Origin of the sequence: Pantoea sp. ANP04, from assembly GCF_041982285.1 — a bacterium.
Lineage (GTDB): Bacteria > Pseudomonadota > Gammaproteobacteria > Enterobacterales > Enterobacteriaceae > Pantoea > Pantoea eucalypti.
On record NZ_JAUTYS010000009.1, the window covers coordinates 80,866 to 99,236 of the forward strand.

At 57.4% G+C, this 18,371-nt stretch carries 18 protein-coding genes; 11 read left to right on the plus strand and 7 right to left on the minus strand.

Annotated elements, in window-relative coordinates; translation table 11 throughout:
• Positions 1-456, plus strand: coding sequence for a YaiI/YqxD family protein (locus tag Q7C21_RS13470; RefSeq protein WP_003850071.1), 456 nt, complete (start codon positions 1-3; stop codon positions 454-456).
• Here Q7C21_RS13470 and Q7C21_RS13475 read toward each other — a convergent pair.
• A complete protein-coding gene (locus tag Q7C21_RS13475) occupies positions 453-1,184 on the minus strand; it encodes a DUF2076 domain-containing protein (protein WP_375150787.1) in 732 nt (243 codons plus the stop codon). The two genes, Q7C21_RS13470 and Q7C21_RS13475, sit on opposite strands and share 4 nt — an antisense overlap.
• 315 nt (positions 1,185-1,499) lie before the next feature.
• Between Q7C21_RS13475 and aroL the strand changes: the two genes are divergently transcribed.
• The 3 genes from aroL (at position 1,500) to ppnP (ending at position 2,899) form a co-directional block, all read left to right on the plus strand.
• Positions 1,500-2,024: a shikimate kinase AroL gene (aroL, locus tag Q7C21_RS13480; protein WP_003850067.1), complete on the plus strand. Its 525-nt coding sequence runs from the start codon at positions 1,500-1,502 to the stop codon at positions 2,022-2,024.
• A 111-nt stretch (positions 2,025-2,135) separates the two neighbouring features.
• Positions 2,136-2,327, plus strand: a complete 192-nt coding sequence (locus Q7C21_RS13485) for a YaiA family protein (protein WP_003850063.1) — start codon at positions 2,136-2,138, stop codon at positions 2,325-2,327.
• 275 nt (positions 2,328-2,602) lie between these two features.
• Positions 2,603-2,899 carry a pyrimidine/purine nucleoside phosphorylase gene (gene ppnP / locus Q7C21_RS13490; protein WP_003850060.1) on the plus strand — a complete coding sequence of 99 codons (297 nt, stop codon included), beginning with the start codon at positions 2,603-2,605 and terminating at the stop codon, positions 2,897-2,899.
• Between the two features lie 28 nt (positions 2,900-2,927).
• Here the strand turns inward: ppnP and Q7C21_RS13495 are convergent, their stop codons facing one another.
• Positions 2,928-4,340, minus strand: a complete 1,413-nt coding sequence (locus Q7C21_RS13495; RefSeq protein ID WP_182630058.1) for a hypothetical protein — start codon at positions 4,338-4,340, stop codon at positions 2,928-2,930.
• A gap of 83 nt (positions 4,341-4,423) precedes the next feature.
• Positions 4,424-5,335, minus strand: coding sequence for a recombination-associated protein RdgC (gene rdgC / locus Q7C21_RS13500; protein WP_003850053.1), 912 nt, complete (start codon positions 5,333-5,335; stop codon positions 4,424-4,426).
• 146 nt (positions 5,336-5,481) lie between these two features.
• Between rdgC and mak the strand changes: the two genes are divergently transcribed.
• Positions 5,482-6,393, plus strand: coding sequence for a fructokinase (gene mak / locus Q7C21_RS13505; RefSeq protein ID WP_003850052.1), 912 nt, complete (start codon positions 5,482-5,484; stop codon positions 6,391-6,393).
• Positions 6,394-6,477: 84 nt separating this feature from the next.
• Here the strand turns inward: mak and eat are convergent, their stop codons facing one another.
• Entirely contained in the window at positions 6,478-7,842 is a 1,365-nt protein-coding gene (eat, locus tag Q7C21_RS13510) for an ethanolamine permease (RefSeq protein WP_008924864.1), read from the minus strand.
• A 250-nt stretch (positions 7,843-8,092) separates the two neighbouring features.
• Between eat and Q7C21_RS13515 the strand changes: the two genes are divergently transcribed.
• Positions 8,093-9,097: a phosphotransferase enzyme family protein gene (locus Q7C21_RS13515; protein ID WP_375150788.1), complete on the plus strand. Its 1,005-nt coding sequence runs from the start codon at positions 8,093-8,095 to the stop codon at positions 9,095-9,097.
• Between the two features lie 161 nt (positions 9,098-9,258).
• Positions 9,259-10,326, plus strand: a complete 1,068-nt coding sequence (locus tag Q7C21_RS13520; RefSeq protein ID WP_003852478.1) for an AraC family transcriptional regulator — start codon at positions 9,259-9,261, stop codon at positions 10,324-10,326.
• Here the strand turns inward: Q7C21_RS13520 and Q7C21_RS13525 are convergent.
• A complete protein-coding gene (locus tag Q7C21_RS13525) occupies positions 10,323-10,700 on the minus strand; it encodes a cell envelope integrity TolA C-terminal domain-containing protein (RefSeq protein ID WP_225613881.1) in 378 nt (125 codons plus the stop codon). The genes Q7C21_RS13520 and Q7C21_RS13525 overlap by 4 nt on opposite strands.
• Before the next feature lie 168 nt (positions 10,701-10,868).
• On the opposite strand from Q7C21_RS13525, the gene Q7C21_RS13530 reads away from it, so the two are divergent.
• From Q7C21_RS13530 to Q7C21_RS13540, 3 genes are read left to right on the plus strand one after another with little or no spacing between them, the layout of a single operon-like run.
• On the plus strand, positions 10,869-11,546 hold the full coding sequence (locus Q7C21_RS13530) for a CsgG/HfaB family protein (RefSeq protein WP_008924867.1): 678 nt from the start codon (positions 10,869-10,871) through the stop codon (positions 11,544-11,546).
• Between the two features lie 11 nt (positions 11,547-11,557).
• Positions 11,558-11,917, plus strand: a complete 360-nt coding sequence (locus tag Q7C21_RS13535; protein WP_008924868.1) for a DUF4810 domain-containing protein — start codon at positions 11,558-11,560, stop codon at positions 11,915-11,917.
• Entirely contained in the window at positions 11,914-12,570 is a 657-nt protein-coding gene (locus tag Q7C21_RS13540; protein ID WP_003852482.1) for a DUF799 domain-containing protein, read from the plus strand. Before Q7C21_RS13535 ends, Q7C21_RS13540 begins: the two co-directional genes overlap by 4 nt.
• Before the next feature lie 29 nt (positions 12,571-12,599).
• Here the strand turns inward: Q7C21_RS13540 and Q7C21_RS13545 are convergent, their stop codons facing one another.
• Positions 12,600-16,274, minus strand: a complete 3,675-nt coding sequence (locus Q7C21_RS13545) for an AAA family ATPase (protein WP_375150789.1) — start codon at positions 16,272-16,274, stop codon at positions 12,600-12,602.
• Positions 16,271-17,470, minus strand: a complete 1,200-nt coding sequence (sbcD, locus tag Q7C21_RS13550; protein ID WP_375150790.1) for an exonuclease subunit SbcD — start codon at positions 17,468-17,470, stop codon at positions 16,271-16,273. The genes Q7C21_RS13545 and sbcD overlap by 4 nt, the downstream gene beginning before the upstream one ends.
• Before the next feature lie 197 nt (positions 17,471-17,667).
• On the opposite strand from sbcD, the gene phoB reads away from it, so the two are divergent.
• Positions 17,668-18,357: a phosphate response regulator transcription factor PhoB gene (phoB, locus tag Q7C21_RS13555; RefSeq protein ID WP_003852491.1), complete on the plus strand. Its 690-nt coding sequence runs from the start codon at positions 17,668-17,670 to the stop codon at positions 18,355-18,357.
• Positions 18,358-18,371: the final 14 nt, after the last annotated feature.

Consider the following 18,371-nt stretch of genomic DNA (forward strand, 5'->3'; position numbering starts at 1 on the left):
ATGTTTATCTGGGTCGATGCCGATGCCTGTCCGAATGTGATCAAAGAGGTGCTCTACCGTGCGGCGGATCGTACCGCGACCACGGTCACTTTTGTGGCGAACCAGTTTTTGCGCGTGCCGCCATCGCCGTATCTGCGCACGCTGCAGGTGCCTGCTGGCTTTGATGTGGCGGACAATGAGATTGTCAGACGTTGTCAGCCCGGCGATCTGGTGATCACCGCCGATATTCCGCTGGCGGCTGAGGTGATTGAGAAAGGGGCAGCAGCGCTGAATCCGCGCGGCGAGCGTTACTCACCGGCGACGATACGCGAACGCCTGACGATGCGTGATTTTATGGATACGCTGCGGTCAAGCGGCGTGCAGACCGGCGGCCCCGCGACGATGAGTCCGCGTGACCGCCAGCAGTTTGCGAATGAACTGGATAGCTGGCTCACCCAGCAGAAACGCTCAACTTAAACGAAGCTGTCGTCGTCGTCGAAATCGTTGCCGCCAAAATCGTTGAGATCGCTGTTGTCGGCATAATTGCTGTCCCAGCCCGTGTTCTGGTCGAGGAAGGCGCTGTCGTTACCGCCGTTAAAGTTATCGGCATTGTCATCGCCACCGTTGAAGGTGTTGAGATTATCATTCACCTGCGGCAGCGGCGGCTCATTGATGATATTCACAATCTCTTCCGGCTGTGAATGGTGGAACATGCTGGTCAGCATGTCGGCCATCACGACACCACCCGCGACGCCCACGGCAGTTTGCAGAGCGCCACCAAGGAAACCGGTGCCGCGTGGCGCGGGTGCCTGGGCAGGGACATACTGCTGCTGTGCCGGTTGCTGCGGCGCACTGTTCCACGGCGACTGTTGCTGCGGCTGCTGAACGGGAGGCTGCTGACGCGAACCGCTGCCAAACAGTCCCGACAGGAAGCCGCCGCTGCTCTGTGCAGGCTGCTGCTGCTGTTGCTGTTGCTGCAACTGTGCCACCTGGCTTTCCAGCGCTGACACTTTCTCATTGAGTTTTTTCAGCGCCGCTTCCTGAATCAGGATTGCCTGCGTCATGTAGTAAGGCGCGCCTGGCTGCGCCTGAAGATGCTGGTTAATCAATTGTTCGGCAGCGGCATCGCGTGCCACGGCCTGGCTTTCGGCCTGTTTCAGACGGCTGAACAGCCCATCAATCAGTTGTTGTTCTTCGCGTTGCATGATGACTCTCCTGTGGCGATTGTTATCAGTATATGGGGTCGTCAACACGAAAAGTAAAATCCGGGCGGTAAGCAAATATTGCCAGCCCATTTCAGCCGCCGTTTTATGCGTTTTTTAGCGCCCGGTTACTCACCTGATGCACAAAACGTGCATGCATTTCCCCTTGAAAATAGAGAGATTATCGCTGTTCATGTGAGGAAAAAGCGTAAATCATGCCTGACAGGTGGAGGCCATAATAATTTCCAGTTATGATGCGTCGCATTAATCAGCTAACCATGCAGCCGCATCGCGCGGTCAGGCGGAGGAACGGCCCTGATGTCACTACCCATCTTTTTGATTGGCGCTCGCGGTTGCGGCAAAACCACGGTCGGCGAGGCGTTATCGCAGGCGCTGGGCTACGCCTTTACGGATACCGATCACCATCTGCAACTCAGCACGCAACGCAGCGTGACGGAGATTGTCGAGGCGGAAGGCTGGGAAGGTTTCCGCGCCCGTGAAACGGAGTCGCTGAAAGCAGTCACGGCCCCCAGGACGGTCATTGCCACGGGCGGTGGCATGATCCTGGCTGAAGAGAACTGCCGTTTTATGCAGGAGCAGGGGCAGGTGATCTGGCTCAGCGCGTCCCCCGAAGTGCTGGCAGAGCGACTGGAAAGCGAACCTGAAGCGGCCCAGCGTCCGACCTTAACCGGACGTCCGATTGCTGACGAGATGAGTGATGTACTGCGTGAACGCGCGCACCTTTACCAGGCGGCGGCCCATCATCAGGTGAATGCCATGCAGGCACCGGAGTGTGTGGTGGAAGAGATTCTGCTGTCACTTTCTCTGGCGCGCGCCAGCTAACCCTCAGATTTTTCCCGCTTTGATCCCGCTTCAGATGGCATTGTCTATACTTATCCTATGACAGGCAGCAGCCTGTCCTGTGGAATGTTGTTCAGACAAGAGGGACACAGTATGCCTACCAGACCGCCGTACCCGCGTGAAGCGAAAATTGTGACTGTTGAAAAGGGGCCTGAAGGTAATAAGGTAACCTTTTATGAATTGCGTGCTGATCATCCCAAACCGAATTCATTAATCAGTGAGCATGAGACGGAAGAAGAAGCGCACGATGCTAAAGCGCGCTACGAAGACGTCGAAAAAGAGTAAAGCATTGCGGCTGGCAGGGAGGCCAGCCTGATATTCAGCGTCATTTCGCCGTTTGTCAGTACGTTGCCTGAGTTATGCCCATCGCCTCTTTATTCCCGACATCCCCTTGCCGACGCACAACAAAGCTGCCTGGAATACTGGCTTAACGCTTTTTCGCTCTGCGCGTCTGATCTCTCCCGCCGGAACAGATCACAAACGACTATCATTTCGCGTGACAGATCAGCGGGTTCCCTTCTACACTGCCAGACACACAACATGTGCTCTGGAGAACTATTATGCTCAACGTTAGTGAGTATTTTGACGGAAAAGTTAAATCTATTGGTTTTGACAGTGCGAGCACCGGTCGTGCCAGCGTCGGCGTGATGTCTGAAGGTGAATACACATTTGGTACCGGCCAGCCGGAAGAGATGACCGTCGTTAGCGGCTCGCTTAAGGTGTTGCTGCCAGGTGAGACCGAGTGGAAATGGTTTGAAGCGGGTTCGGTGTTTAATGTGCCGGGTCACAGCGAGTTTCATCTGCAGGTTGGCGAGCCAAGTTCCTATCTCTGCCGTTACCTGAAAGATAAAGATTAAAAAAAGGGCCGCTAAGCGGCCCTTTTTTCTAGCGAATAATCTTCACATCACTCAGGGTGATAGCGCCCATCGGTTTATCACCTGTTTTTGCCCTTAGTGGCGCTAAAATCCGCAGGTCTTCAAGCCAGGCACTCTCTATGACGGTGACAGGCTGTTTGTCTGTCGCAATGGTACAGGTTACCTTCAGATAGCGTCCGCTAAATGCCAGGTTAATCTCTCGCGCGTCGCCACCGCTGGAGACGGCACAGGTTTCCCGCTGATGACTGTCCTCATCCTTGCCCACGCTACTCTCACTCACCGCGTCGTTCTGATAGTGCTGTCCGGCGGTTAGCGGATAACGCAGCGTCGAACTAAGTTGTTTTAACCGCGAAGGGGAATAGGAAATCGACATGGTATAGGCGAGCTGGATATCATTGGCAATCGTCAGACGCTGCACTTTCCAGATACCGTAATCCTCCAGCTTGCGAATAAATCCAGCGTCATCCGCCACCATATGCACGCTGACGCGACCTTCCCGACTATTTTCGACCCAGCTGAGCTGCTGAAAACGCGGTGTGGCCCAGGGATGGACCAGGGTTTTCAGTTGTTGCTGCAGGGCAGGGGCAAGCGGGACGGCGGCCAGCACCGAGGCCGGATTGCCATTCAGGTCGGGTAGCATCTGTTGTGCCATCGAACCGGGCGACTTATGCGAAGCGGGTCTGAAGTGGCCCAGTGCATGAAATCTCTTAACATCTGGCAGCGTACAGAGCTGGGCAAAAGTTTTTTGCAGCAGAGGCGTCAGATCAAAAGCGGTTTTACGGCGCGCCAGCTGGCCTCCATCCAGTGAATCGGTTACGTAACCGTTGTCATCAATATCAAATGCGGATAACGGTGTACTGACACCGGTTTCGCAGTTAAAACGGTAATTTTCGACCTTTAGACTGTAGGGCGCATCATAGGGTGGATCGAAATCGCTGGCCGCATAATCAGTGCCGACCCGGACCCGCAATATCTCTGCCTCACGCTTCAGGCTGGCAACGTCAATCAGTGTCGTGGCACCATACTTATCAGCAGATTCAATTTTTTCCCATAGCACTGACCTTTCGGGTAATCCGCAGATTTTTTTCAGAACAGCCGGATCCTGATTTGAGCCAGGCTGAGGTGCGCTGTAGCGGCCATATTCATTGCCGTAAAACCGGCCTTGTGGGCTGCCTTCTGCATCGACCATGTGGCGGTAAAGCGCTTCGGCATAAGGTTTTTGGCAATCATAAGCCTGCCAGACCTGCATTGCGCCCCCGTTTTTACCGGGAATAGCCACCATCACATTCAGGCGATCATTGATGCGCACCGCATCGAAACGGCTGACGCTGGGCGGATCATCCGAGGCGGGCTGACTGCGTGCAGAGAGTGAAAGAAGCGACAGTGTGCAAAATAAAAACAGGTGCCGAAATAAGCGGGACATAAGTGGAATTCCTTTGCCAAAGACCCGGTTATCGACAAAGTATGCCAAAACTTCAGGGCGGAACGGCGCCGCCCTGATAATGCTTAACGCTGGGCTTCGCCGCCTAACGCTTCCACCAGATTACTGGTCAGTGCTGCCAGTTCGCTGGTCATCAGAATAAAGTCCGCATCAAAGCGCTGCGCGAAATCTTCACGGTCGATATCGTCGTTCTGGTCGCGCAACGTGTCGCTGAACTTCAGACGCTTCACTGAACCATCATCGGCCAGCACGAACTGAATACGCTCCTGCCAGTCGAGTGCCAGTTTTGTCACGACCTTGCCGGCTTCGATATGGTTGGCGATCTCATCGCACACCAAATCCTGTTTCTTGCAGCGGATGACGCCGCCATCTTCCAGCAGGGCTTTCAGCTCCGCTTCATCCATCAGCGCAAACCCGGCTGGCAGGTCGCCTGAACGCACCCATTGGGTCAGCGTCAGTTCAATCGGATTTTCCAGGGTAAGTGGCACCACCGGCAGTGAACCCAGGCTTTTGCGCAGCAGCGCCAGGGTATCTTCCGCTTTTTTCGCGCTGGCACAGTCCACCATAATCAGGTTATTGACCGTGTCGATCCACAAATAGGTCTGGCTGAAACGGCTGAAAGCACGCGGCAGCAGGCTATGCAGCACTTCATCTTTCAGCGAATCTTTTTCGGTCTTTTTGAGCTTGCGGCTCTGCTCAGATTCCAGCTTGTCGATTTTTGCTTCCAGCGCCTGTTTCACGACCGGCGAAGGCAGGATTTTCTCTTCTTTGCGGGCGCAAATCACAATCTGGCCTTTATTCTCGTGGGTCAGCGCGTCGCTGCGGTTACCCATCGGCGAGACCCAGCCGGTCTTGCTCATATCCTGACTGCCACACGGTGAAAAAGTGAAGGCGTCGAGCTGTTTTTCCATCTCATCTGCGGACAGCGGAATGTCACGATTCAGACGATAAACCATCATATTTTTAAACCACAACATCGGGATTCCTTACCGTGGCGCGATCGGGCGCACAAGTCTGCGAGAGTCAGCGCGCATGATAGCGAAACATCGGAGTGGTTTCATTGCCTTTAAGGCAGCCGCCTTTTACTGTATCTCTCACCTGAACGAATAACGAGGAAGTAACCTTGCGCATAGGCATAGATCTGGGTGGCACCAAGACAGAAGTGATTGCATTGTCAGATAAGGGAGAGGAGCTGTTCCGTCACCGCGTGAATACCCCGCGTGACGACTATCAGGCAACGGTGCAGGCAATTGTTGATCTGGTCACGCTGGCGGAGCAGAAAACTGGCGAGACCGGCACGGTCGGCCTGGGCATTCCCGGCTCGCTTTCGCCTTTCAGTAAGCGGGTGAAGAATGCGAACTCCACCTGGCTTAACGGCCAGCCGCTGGATAAAGATCTGGCTCAGGCGCTGAACCGGGAAGTGCGCATCGCCAACGACGCGAATTGCCTGGCCGTATCGGAAGCGGTCGACGGTGCCGGTGCCGGACAGTCGCTGGTGTTTGCCGTGATTATCGGTACCGGATCGGGTGCAGGTATCGCGATTAACGGTGAATCGCGCATCGGTGGCAACGGTAATGCCGGTGAGTGGGGCCACAATCCGCTGCCATGGATGGATGAAGATGAGCTGCGTTATCGTCAGGAAGTGCCCTGTTATTGTGGGCAGCAGGGTTGCATTGAGACCTTTGTTTCAGGCACCGGTTTTGGTATCGACTATCAGCGGCTTAGCGGCGTACATCGCAAAGGTGCGGAGATCGTCTCGCTGCTGGCGCAGCAGGATCCGATCGCCGAACTGGCAATGAGCCGCTATGAACTGCGTCTGGCAAAATCGCTGGCGCAGGTGGTGAACCTGATCGATCCTGACGTGATCGTGCTGGGCGGCGGGATGAGCAATGTGGATCGGCTCTATCAGACTGTGCCGGTGCTGATGAAGCAGTGGGTGTTTGGCGGGGAGTGTGAAACGCCGGTGCTGAAGGCGCAGCATGGCGACTCCAGCGGCGTACGCGGTGCGGCGTGGCTCTGGCCGCTTAACGGCTGAGTGTCCCGCACATCCGCTGACGTTCAGCGCCTGGATTTCAGGCGCTGAACGTAACCCCCGGCGCGGCATCCTGCCGCGCCGCGTTTATTCGCCCACCAGCATCGTGTCCTGTGGCGCCCGGTCGCGCTGCGCTTTGGTTGCGAGGAAGTAAATATAGCCGACCAGCATGATGGCAAAGAACAGCGCGCCAATCACCGGGTTAAACCATAGCATCGCCAGCAGACAGACCACCGACAGCAGCAGGGCGATGCCCGGAACAATCGGATAGCCCGGCGCGCGGAAACTGCGGGGCATTTCCGGCGCGCTGCGGCGGAGTTTAAACAGGCTCAGCATGCTCATGATGTACATCACAATCGCGCCAAACACCGCCATGGTGATCATCGCCGCCGTCAGCGTCATTCCCTGCAGATTAATCACGCCATCGCTGTAAATCGCCGCGATGCCCAGTACGCCACCGAGAATAATCGCCCGATGCGGGGTCTGGAAACGTGACAGTTTTGCCAGAGAAGGCGGCAGATAGCCCGCGCGTGCCAGAGCAAAAAACTGCCGTGAATAGCCGAGAATAATGCCGTGGAAGCTGGCAATCAGACCAAACAGGCCAATCCACACCAGCATATGCATCCAGTTAGAGTGTTCGCCGACAATCATTTTCATCGCCTGCGGCAGCGGATCGTTTATGTCCGAGAGTTTGCGCCAGTCGCCCGCGCCGCCTGCCATCAGCATCACGCCAATCGCCAGCACCACCAGCGTCAGAATCCCGCTGATGTAGGCGCGGGGAATGGTTCGGGTGGGATCTTTTGCCTCTTCGGCGGCCATCGCTGCACCTTCAATGGCAAGGAAGAACCAGATGGCGAAGGGAATGGCGGCGAAAATACCGGAGAAGGCGGGCATGCCGAAGGTATCGCTGCCTGCCCAGCCGTGCGCAGCAAAATTCGCCAGGCTAAAGCCGGGTGAGACCACGCCCATAAACACCAGCAGCTCAATGACAGCCAGCACGGTGACAACCAGTTCGAACATCGCCGCCAGTTTTACACCCAGAATATTCAGCGTCATGAACACCAGGTAAGCCCCGACCGCTGCGGTTTTTGGGTTGAGCTGGGGATACTGCACATTGAGATAAGCCCCAATCGCCATGGCGATCGCCGGTGGCGCAAAGACAAACTCAATCAGCGTCGCCAGACCGGCAATCAGTCCGCCGGTTTCGCCAAAGGCGCGACGACTGTAGGCAAACGGCCCGCCCGCATGAGGGATCGCAGTGGTCAGTTCGGTGAAGCTAAAGATAAAGCAGGTATAGAGTGTGGCGATCAGCGCGGTAGTGACCAGAAATCCCAGCGTGCCTGCCACAGCCCAGCCGTAACTCCAGCCGAAATATTCGCCTGAGATCACCAGGCCAACCGCAATCCCCCACAGGTGCAGGGTGCCCAGCGTGGGCTTGAGTCTGTTTGTCATACTGTTATCCCCGTCGTTGTTGGTCGCACGCGGCGTTACACCGCCATTACGACTAAAGTAAGGTGATAATGCCGTTGCATTACTCACCACGACTTGACGCGGGCGCAGTGACTTCTGTCCTCCACGGTCAACTCACAGGCAACAACCGGGCCGGATGCACGCTGCGGTCAACTTTGTCTCTTCTGAGGTCAAGCAGCTCACCTTCTGGCAACGCATGCTGAGATAACGCAAGTGAAAAGGAGCCGGACTGATGAGCGCTAAACAATATGACAACCTGACTGATTCCCAACTCACCCTGATGGCGCAGCAGGCGCTGGCCTGCTATCCCGCCGCGCTACAGGGAGATCTCAGCCTGCTGTGCCGCTCAGAGAATGCCACATTCCTCTTGCAGGCAGCAGGCCGGCGTTATGCACTGCGGCTGCATCGCGGCGATTACCATCAAAAAGCGGACATTGTCAGTGAGCTGCTGTGGCTCGATGCGCTGCGTGAAACCGGCATTATGGTGCCGGAAGCGGTGCCGGACAAAGAGGGGGAAACCGTACTGACGCTGCGACTGCCGGATGGCGGTGAGCGCTACGTGGTGCTGTTTCACTGGATTGATGGCGAGATGCCAACCACCGACGTCGATCCCCGCGCTTTTCAGCAGCTGGGCAGGATTACCGCGCGGCTGCATCAGCACAGTAAACAGTGGCAGCCGCCTGCGGGTTTCCAGCGGATTATCTGGGATCACCACACCATGACGGGTAGCGAGAGTCACTGGGGACGCTGGCAGGATGCGCCCAATCTTAATCCCGCCGATCACGGCGTGGTCGAGCAGGCGATAAGTCAGGTGGGTGCGTCGATGGCGCAGTTTGGCAAAGGATCGGATCGTTATGGCCTGATCCACGCCGATCTGCGACTCACCAATCTGTTGCTGCACAAGGGTGAAACGCGGGTGATCGACTTCGATGACTGCGGACTTGGCTGGTATCTGCACGATCTGGCGGCGGCGATCAGTTTTGTTGAGCATCATCCGCGCGCGCCAGAGTGGATCGATCACTGGATTCGCGGTTACGAGCAGGTGGCGCATATCAGCGACGCGGAGATGGCCATGTTACCTGCGCTGCTGATCCAGCGTCGCATCCAGCTCACTGCATGGGTGGGATCCCATGCCGAGACTGAAATGGCGCACAGTCTGGGTCCGGAGTGGGCCAGCCATTCGGTTCGTCTTTGCCGCCGCTATCTGGACGGTCAGCAGCTGCCGGTTGGCGTCTGATGCACCAGCGGCGGGCGTGACTGCGCCGCCGCAGTGCCCGATGCCATGCCCGCGCGCAGCCTGACGCCCCCACAGGCGGCGTGGCAGGCATCGGGGACCTGGTATGGAATTTGCTCTGATCATGTGACGGGTGATCCACCTGAATTCTGACAGAGGCGACCATGAATCCGACACTGATAAAGCCTGATGCCTTTGCGGCCTGTTCTGCAGCGGCGGGAGCAGGCAATCACGGCGTGCTGGCAGCGGCGGCGACCGGCTTAAGCGACTTTATTCATACCCAGGGCGGCGATGTTGATCGCATCTTCGGCATCAGCGGCATCGATCCCGAGCGCCTGGCCAGCCCGACGCTGAGTCTGGGACTGGTTAACTACTGTCGTGTACTGGAAGAGGCGGCGCGTCACTCTGGTTTTGATAACTTCGGTTTGCACTACGGCAGGCAGTTTAAACCGCAGTCATTAGGCCTGATAGGTTATATCGGCTTGTGCTCCGACACGCTGGAGCAGGCGCTGCACAATGTGGTCAATGCCTTTCCCTGGCATCAGCACGACACATTAACCCGGCTGGTGGATAAGGGGGAGTGCTGGCGGCTCGACTATCAGGTGCGACACGGCGCAATCCTGTCGCGCCGTCAGGATGCCGAGCTTACACTTGGCATGTTTATGAATCTGATCCGTCACGTGGCAGGCAGGCACTGGGCACCTCGTGAAGTTCACTTTGAACATCCGCGTCCCGGCCAGTGGCACGATCACTGTAAAGTGTTTGATGCGCCAGTCTGGTTCGATCAGCCGTTTAATTCGCTGGTGATCCCGAAGCGCGATCTGCTGCGCGCAATGCCAGAGAGCGATCCGATCCTGTTGATGGTGATGCAGGATGCGATCCGGCGGCTTAATCGTGGTACGTCACAGCAAAGCATGATTGAACAGGCGCGATCGCAGGTTAATTTATCGCTGATGCAGGGCGAGCCGGTGCTGGAAGAGGTGGCGGATAAACTCGGGCTGTCGAGCTGGTCACTGCAGCGGCGACTGCGCGAAGAGGGCAGTAGCTTTACCGCGCTGGTGGATCAGGTGCGCTGCGAAATGGCGACATATTATCTGCAGCAAAAGCAGCTGCCGATCTCAGAGATGGCGCTGCTGCTGGGCTATTCGGAAGTCAGTGCGTTCTCACGCGCGTTTCGCCGCTGGTTTGGCATCAGTCCGCGCCAGTGGCGTCAGGAAGGTCTGGCCAGCTAACCGCGCGGCGCAAAGCCGAACCACGCCGGTTGCCCGGGCTCCGGTGGCGGCGGCAGATCGCGGGTCTGCGCCACCAGCTGCCAGGCACGCAGGCAGAGCGCTTCATCACCCTGAGTCTGGGTCACCGCATAATGTCTGCTGTGCGCCTGCCACTCCATCCGTACCAGACATTGCTGGCCCGCATAACGCGCCGCATCCGTGAACTGCCTGTTGAGCACCGGCTGCATTTGATTAGTCCAGTGACAGGATTTGCTGTCCGGATCTTTCGCAGGCTGACAAAGATTTGCCACACTATCCTGTTGCTTTGTCACAGGTTGCTGACAGGCGCTGAGCGACACTGCAATAATCATCCCCAGCAATATTCTCATCTTCATATTAATTAAATTCATTTAACTGGCCAATTTTCCTTAAAGATCTTCCTGTCTGCTGCCGACAGTCTACAGACCGGCATCATGAATGCTATGGCATTACTCCGACTGTCGACAGAACCAGAATTTACCGCCCTGGCGCGGATTACGTCTCTTTTACTTCATGGATTAGAAATGCAGAAAAATTATGCCTTTGCGGCACTCTCCCTGTTAATGGCGTCGCTGATCAGCGGCTGTGCCACCGAATCTTCCCGCGCTATTCAGGCCCCGCAGGTTCGCGCAGCCAGTCAGCCGGTTTACCAGGGCGTGCGCAGCCCGATTGCGGTAGGCCAGTTTGATAATCGCTCCTCGTACATGAACGGCATCTTCTCTGATGGCGTCGACAGGCTGGGCAATCAGTCGAAAACCATTCTGATTACCCATCTGCAGCAGACCAACCGTTTCAGCGTGCTGGATCGCAGCAACCTGAAAGAGCTGCAGCAGGAGTCGGATTTCAAACGCAGCCAGCAGAATATCAAAGGTGCGAACTACATCATCACCGGTGATATCACCGAATTTGGCCGCAAAGAGGTGGGCGATCAGCAGCTGTGGGGCATTCTGGGCCGCGGCAAAACGCAGGTCGCCTATGCCAAAGTGAATCTGAACGTGGTGGATGTCACCACTTCTGAAGTGGTCTACAGCTCCCAGGGCGCAGGCGAGTACCAGCTTTCGGCGCGTGAAGTCATCGGCTTTGGCGGCACCAGCAGCTATGACTCAACGCTGAACGGCAAAGTTATGGATCTGGCGATTCGTGAAGCGGTCGATCATTTAGTGGATGGAATCAACAACGGCGCATGGCGTCCGGCTAAATAAGGAAGCAGTAAATGAAGATGATGACACTGAGTAGCCTGCTGATTGCCGCAGCGCTGCTGGCCGGCTGTGCGCCAAAAGCGCCGAAGACGATCTACTACTGGGGCGATTATCAGCAGCAGGTCTACAGCTACTATCAGCCGGGCAGCGATCCGCTGAAGCAGATTGATGCGCTGAATCTGGATATTGAAAAAGCCCGTGCTGTTAACCAGCCGGTTGCGCCTGGCCTGCATGCCCAGCTGGGTCTGCTCTTTGCCAAAACCGGCGACACCAATAAAGCCTTTGAGCAGTTTGCCATCGAGAAGCAGCTGTTTCCCGAATCGGCACCTTACATGGATTTTCTGATGAGTAAAAAACAAGGAGTGGTTCAGTGAAAAAACTGATTGCCCTGAGCGGCGCGCTGATGGTGTTGTTGCTGACCGGCTGTGCGCACCCGAAAAAACCTTATGATTACAGCGCGTTTCGTGCCAGCAAGCCCGCCTCAATTCTGGTGTTGCCTGCGGATAATAAATCACCGGATATCAACGCTGCTCACAGCCTGAACTCGCTGGTGACGCGTCCGCTGGCCGAAGCCGGTTACTACGTCTTCCCGGTGGCGGTTGTTGAAGAGACCTTTCAGCAGAATGGCGTGACCAGCGCCACTGATGCCCAGGCGGTCAGCGCGAAGCGTCTGAATGAGATTTTCCATGCCGACAGCGCGCTCTATGTCTCGATCAGCGAATATGGCAGTAGCTATCGGGTCATTGACAGCGTGACGACCGTGACGGCCCAGGCACGGCTGGTGGATCTGCGCAGCGGCAAAGAGATCTGGCAGGGTAAGGCCACTGCCAGCGACAGTGAAGATAACAACAATAACAATGGCGGACTGGTGGGGATGCTGGTGAACGCGGCGATCAAACAGATTGCCAGCAACGTCACTGATAAAGCGCACACCGTGGCCGGACTGACCAGCAATCGACTGCTGTCCCAGAACGAGCAGGGCGGGTTACTTACCGGCCCACGCTACACGCTGGTTAGCGCCCGCTGATCAGACTCAGACGGGCGCGCTGGCGCCCGTTATCCCTGCGGCAGTTCCAGCTGGCTGTAGCCTAACCCATTCATCTTACGCACTTTAATCTGCACCGGAATACGCTCTTTCATCGCTTCCACGTGGCTGATCACCCCAATGGTTTTACCGCTGGCGTTAAGCGCGTCCAGCGCATCCAGCGCGGTATCCAGCGTCTGAGCATCCAGCGTGCCGAATCCCTCATCCAGAAACAGCGATTCGATACGCGTTTTATGACTGACCAGATCCGATAACGCCAGCGCCAGTGCCAGACTCACCAGAAAGCTCTCGCCTCCCGACAGCGTGCGGGTGTCGCGTGCCGCATCAGCCTGCCAGGTATCGACCACATCCAGCTCCAGCAAATCCTGCGCCCGGCGTTGCAGCAGATAGCGGCCATGCAGCCGATCAAGCTGCCTGTTAGCGAGCGACACCAGATGATCCAGCGTTAGGCCCTGGGCGAAGCGCCGGAACTTGTCGCCGGTCGCGGAACCGATCAGATCGTTGAGCCGGCTCCACTGCGCCAGCACCACACCATCCTGTTCAATCTGCGTCATCAGGCTCTGCTGACGGGCGCGAAGGCTGGCATCGCTGTGCAGCTGCTGCTGAACCTTGCCCTGCAGGCTGGCGTTGTCGCGCAGGGCCAGCCGTAACTGCTCAAGCTGCTGTGCCAGCGCTTCGGCGGATTCCGGCATCGCGTCAGGCTTCGCCTGCTGATGGACGCTGAGCCGCTGACGCAGATCTGCCAGTCGCGCCTGCTGCTGCTGGCATTGCTGGTCGAGCTGCTGCAGCTGCTGACGCAGTTGCAGCGCGGTCTGCTCATCCAATAGCGCCGCGCGCAGGCTGGCTTCATCCGCGAATCCGGCGCTCTCCAGTGACTGCTGCAATGCACTTTCCGCTTCAGCCAGTTTGCCGCTGAGCGTCTGACGCTGATTTTCCAGTCCCGACAGCTCACCCTGCAGTCGACTGACCTCAGCCTGCGCCTGCTGCAGGGCAGCGAGCTGCTGCGTCAGCTGTTCATCAGACTGCTGAATACGGGCCTGCATCTGCTGACGGGCGAGGGTGACCTCGCGATCGCCAAACAGCGCCTGACGCTGCTGACGCATTTCACCTAACTGTCTCTGGCTCTGCTGTTGTTGCTGTTGACGGATGGCCAGTTGCTGCTGTTCCTGCTCTGCCTGCTGTTGCAGGGTGGTGAGCTGGGTTTCGCCTTTTAACAGTTGCGGCTGCAGGTTAGCGAGCAACTGCTCACTCTCCTGCCAGCGCTGCCAGCGCCTCTGCTGTTCCGCCAGCCACGTGTCGCGATTCGCGGCATCGGGAAGGGCAAGGTTGTGGGCGCTGAACTGTTGGGCTAAACGGGATTGCAACTGCGCCATGGCCTGCTGTTCCTGCTGCTTCCGCTGGTGCAGCGCATCCAGCGCCTGCTGCAGGCTGATCAGCGACTGCTGCGCCAGTTGCTCTGCCTGCAGATGTTGCTGCCAGGCCTGCAACTGCTGAAGATGGTGATCTTTCGCGGCCTGACGTGCCTGTTCGGCGGCTTCCTGTGCCTGCCGCTGTTGCTCAAGCTGGCTTTCGTGTTCGCTTTGCTGCTGCTGCCACGCGGCTAACGCTTCGCGGTCGGCAAGGGTGAAGGTAAGTGCCAGCTCACCGCTTAGTGCCTGCCATTGCTGCTCAAGCTGGTCAAGCTGACGCTGCATTTCCGCGATTTCGTCACGCAGGGTCTGCTGCTGAACGGCAGATTGTTTTAGCTGTTCGCTTTTTGCCGTTCCTGCTTCACGCAATGCCTCAGTTTGCTGCTGCAGCGCAGCCCGGCGCTGCTGGTTAGCACTCACTTCCAGCGTGCTGTAGGTTTCAACGGCCGGATGGGTGCAGGAGCCGCACAGCGGGCACGGCTGATCGGGGGTGAGCCGGGCGCGGTAATCGCTGAGATCGATAATCTGCTGCTCCAGCGCACAAATTTTTTCAACGTCATCCAGCTGCTGTTTTTCGCGTTTCCACGTTTCACGCAGAGTCTGAAGTTCCGCTTCACTCTGCTGATGCGCTTTTTCAAGCGCGGTCAGCCGCTGCTGGCGCTGATTCAGCTGCTGATGCAGTGGCTGCCACTGCGTGGAGAGCAGCAACAGTTGCTGACGGGCCGGACGGCTGGTCTGCAACTGGCTTAATGCCTGCCGCAGTGCAGCGGGCGGATGCTGTTCATGAAGCGAAGTGAGTGCCTGCTCCGCCTGCAACAACGCCTGGTGCGCCTGTTGCTCCGCCTGCTGGCGCGGCAGGGCCTGCTGTGCCTGCTGTTGCTGTTTCGCCTGCTGGGCGTCGATCTGTTTTTGTTGCTGTTCGCACTGCTGCTGCAGTTCGGCCAGCATCGCCTCACGCTGTGCCAGCAGGGCAAAGTTCTCCTGCCATACCGGCAGTGAAGCGCCCCAATGCGCCAGATCGGCAAGCTGCTCACGTAACTGATGCTGTTCAGTCATCGCCTGCTGCACTGACGTGACCTGACGCTTCTGCTCCGCCAGTCTGGTCTGCGTCTGGTCAGCCTGCTGTTGCTGGCGGGCATTTTCCTGCTGTTGCTCTGCAAAGTGCTGCTGCAGCGTCGTGATTCGCTGATCCAGCGGTAATACCTGTTCCGTCAGCAGGTTCTCCTGCTGCTGCTGTTCCTGAAGCGCCTGCTGGCGGGCCGTCTGAGCAGCTGCGTAATTTTGCTGATGCTGCTGCTGTTGGTTCTGCGCCTGCTGCGCCGATGCGGTCAGTTGCTGGCAGTGGCTCTCGATCTGCTGCTGTTCGGTGCGTAATGCATCACGCTGCTGCAGTTTTATCCGCAGCTTTTCAGCCGGTTCGCTGCGAGCCAGCCGCTGGCGGTCCGTCTCTGCAGCCTGGGATGCGGACTGGGCCTGCTGCAACGCGGCATCAGCCTGCTCACTCTCCTGCTGTAACTGCTGCGCCTGCTGCTGCCACTGCTGCTGCTGCTGCGCCTGTTGATAGTGCGCGCTGAGCCGCTGTTCCGCGTCGGTCAGATCGGTGAGCTGCAGTTGCAGGGCGTCACGCGCGTCACTGTCCAGCAGTGCCATTGCACCCGCCTGACTGCGCAACATATCCAGCTGCGTTTTCGCCTCTTTGTGACGCTCGTAGATAGCGGCGGAGATCAGGCCGTAAATTTCGGTGCCGGTCAGCTCCTCCAGCAGTTCGGCACGCTCACTGGCTTTAGCGTTGAGGAAGGCGGCAAACTGGCCCTGCGACAGCATCATTGAGCGGGTAAAACGTTCGAAATCAAGCCCGGAGAGGGTTTCGATCATCTTCAGCTTGTCACCGACTTTATCGGCAACAATGGTGTTGTCGGCGCAGCGCGCCAGCTCAACGCGCGGGGCCTGCAGCTTACCGTCGGCGGTGCCACGCGCACGGTTCTGGCTCCAGAAGGCGCGCCAGGCTTCGCCTTTGATCTCAAACTCTACTTCAGCCAGACATTCGGCACAGTCGCGCGTCATCAGCGCATTCTGGCTCTGGGAAATCGCGCCCAGGCGCGGCGTCTGGTGATAGAGCGCCAGACAAATGGCGTCCAGCAGGGTGGTTTTACCCGCGCCGGTCGCGCCGGTTATGGCAAACAGGCCATTGCTGGCAAAAGGCTCGGCGCGGAAGTCGATGAACCATTCACCGCGCAGAGCATTGAGGTTTTTAAACCGTAGCGTGAGGATCTTCATTGGGTCTCTTCCATGGCGGCCAGCGTCTGGCGGAACAGGGTGGTCATCTCGTCGATTTGCGCAGGTTGCAGCTTCTCATCCAGCGCGAGCCGGCGGGCAAAGACCTCTTCCACTTTCAGTTCACTCAGGGTTTCGTTGTCGAGCCGCGCCAGGCTCTGCTGCCGCTGCTCGCGGCTGCGGCGCAGCAGCAGGACTTCAACCGGCAGCGTGGCGGTCAGGGTTTCGACCTGATGCTGCAGATCGCTGAGGTACTCCTGCGTAGTGACTTCGATGTCGAGCCAGGTTGGCTTCTCCTGCTCAGCCGTGCTGAAGGCGTGTAACTGTTCCGCAATCTGCGCCAGCGATCCTTTCAGCACCTGCATCGGCTGCGCGTGCGGCACCACCAGCGGCGTAACGGATTGCAGGCCGCCTGCCGCAAGCTCCAGCAGAAAGACGCTTTTTTCGCTGCCCAGCTCATCAAAACTCAGCGGAATGGGCGAGCCGCTATAGCGGATATGCTCGCTGCCCGCCACGCGCTGGGCGCGATGAATATGGCCCAGTGCAATGTAGTCAGCGGCCGGAAAGGCACTGGCGGGGAAGGCATCAAGCGTACCGATGTAGATGTCACGCACCGAATCGCTCTGGCTGACCCCGACGGTGGTGAGATGTCCGGTAGCGATAATCGGCAATGCATGACCCAGCGCCTGGGCGGCGGCGAAGCGTTGCTGATAGTGATGGGCAATCGCCTCCAGCAGCGAGGTCTGTTTATCGCGTCCTGACTGACCCGCCCGGCTGCGCAGAATATCGCGCGGTCGCAGATAGGGAATGGCACAGAGCAGTGCACCTGGTTCGCCCTGGCGGGTGTTCAGCAGCAACACATCATCCTGTTCCTGGGGGGTGGCTATTACCCGGGTGTTGAGACAGGCGAGCAGTTCGCGCGACTCATTCAGCGTCGCCACGGAATCGTGGTTGCCCGCCAGCACAATCAGCTGACAACCGGTGGGCTGCAGCGCCACCACAAAGCGGTTAAACATCTCGCGGGCGTAGCTGGGCGGCGTGCCGGTATCAAACAGATCGCCTGCAATAATCAACGCATCCACCTGATGCTGTTCAATCTGGATCAACAGCCAGTCGAGAAACGCCTGATGTTCGGCTGCCCGACTTTTGTTGTAAAAGAACTGCCCCAGATGCCAGTCCGCAGTATGAATGATGCGCATGATGAGTCCCTGCCGTTGTGATTCGCCCGGCGATTATACTGGCTATGCGGCCAAAGCGAAAAATTGTCGCTGCGCTGTCATAAATGATTACCAACGGCGTTACAGGCAGGTTATGTTTTTCATAAAAGTGTCACAAATCTGACGCATAATGGCGCCGCGAATCTCAGTGACAGCCGTCATAATCAGCAGGAGTAATAATGGCTAAGCGCATTTTGGTTGTGGAGGATGAAGCCCCCATCCGTGAAATGTTGTGTTTTGTTCTGGAGCAGAACGACTATCAGCCAATTGAGGCGGAAGATTATGACAGTGCCGTGGGCAAGCTGATTGAACCCTGGCCCGATCTTATTTTACTGGACTGGATGTTACCTGGTGGCAGCGGTATTCAGTTTATCAAGCATCTGAAACGCGAGGCGATGACGCGGGATATCCCGGTGATGATGCTCACCGCGCGTGGCGAAGAGGAAGATCGGGTGCGTGGCCTGGAAGTGGGCGCCGATGATTACATTACCAAGCCGTTTTCGCCTAAAGAACTGATGGCGCGAATTAAAGCGGTGATGCGCCGTATTTCACCGATGGCGGTGGAAGAGGTGATTGAGATGCAGGGACTGAGTCTGGATCCTTCTTCACATCGCGTGATGTCCGAAACCACGCCGCTGGAGATGGGCCCGACCGAATATAAGCTGCTGCACTTCTTTATGACTCACCCGGAACGCGTATACAGCCGCGAACAGCTGCTGAACCACGTCTGGGGCACCAATGTGTATGTGGAAGATCGCACTGTTGATGTTCACATTCGCCGTTTACGTAAAGCGCTGGAAGTCTCCGGCCACGATCGCATGGTACAAACCGTCCGTGGAACAGGGTATCGTTTCTCTGCCCGCTACTAAACGGAGCCTTTACC

Coding starts and splice junctions, on each gene's coding strand:
- Q7C21_RS13470 (WP_003850071.1), top strand. CDS start 1: ATGTTTATCTGGGTCGATGCCGATGCCTGTCCGAATGTGATCAAAGAG.
- Q7C21_RS13475 (WP_375150787.1), bottom strand. CDS start 1,184: ATGCAACGCGAAGAACAACAACTGATTGATGGGCTGTTCAGCCGTCTG.
- aroL (WP_003850067.1), top strand. CDS start 1,500: ATGTCACTACCCATCTTTTTGATTGGCGCTCGCGGTTGCGGCAAAACC.
- Q7C21_RS13485 (WP_003850063.1), top strand. CDS start 2,136: ATGCCTACCAGACCGCCGTACCCGCGTGAAGCGAAAATTGTGACTGTT.
- ppnP (WP_003850060.1), top strand. CDS start 2,603: ATGCTCAACGTTAGTGAGTATTTTGACGGAAAAGTTAAATCTATTGGT.
- Q7C21_RS13495 (WP_182630058.1), bottom strand. CDS start 4,340: ATGTCCCGCTTATTTCGGCACCTGTTTTTATTTTGCACACTGTCGCTT.
- rdgC (WP_003850053.1), bottom strand. CDS start 5,335: ATGTTGTGGTTTAAAAATATGATGGTTTATCGTCTGAATCGTGACATT.
- eat (WP_008924864.1), bottom strand. CDS start 7,842: ATGACAAACAGACTCAAGCCCACGCTGGGCACCCTGCACCTGTGGGGG.
- Q7C21_RS13515 (WP_375150788.1), top strand. CDS start 8,093: ATGAGCGCTAAACAATATGACAACCTGACTGATTCCCAACTCACCCTG.
- Q7C21_RS13520 (WP_003852478.1), top strand. CDS start 9,259: ATGAATCCGACACTGATAAAGCCTGATGCCTTTGCGGCCTGTTCTGCA.
- Q7C21_RS13525 (WP_225613881.1), bottom strand. CDS start 10,700: ATGAAGATGAGAATATTGCTGGGGATGATTATTGCAGTGTCGCTCAGC.
- Q7C21_RS13530 (WP_008924867.1), top strand. CDS start 10,869: ATGCAGAAAAATTATGCCTTTGCGGCACTCTCCCTGTTAATGGCGTCG.
- Q7C21_RS13535 (WP_008924868.1), top strand. CDS start 11,558: ATGAAGATGATGACACTGAGTAGCCTGCTGATTGCCGCAGCGCTGCTG.
- Q7C21_RS13545 (WP_375150789.1), bottom strand. CDS start 16,274: ATGAAGATCCTCACGCTACGGTTTAAAAACCTCAATGCTCTGCGCGGT.
- sbcD (WP_375150790.1), bottom strand. CDS start 17,470: ATGCGCATCATTCATACTGCGGACTGGCATCTGGGGCAGTTCTTTTAC.
- phoB (WP_003852491.1), top strand. CDS start 17,668: ATGGCTAAGCGCATTTTGGTTGTGGAGGATGAAGCCCCCATCCGTGAA.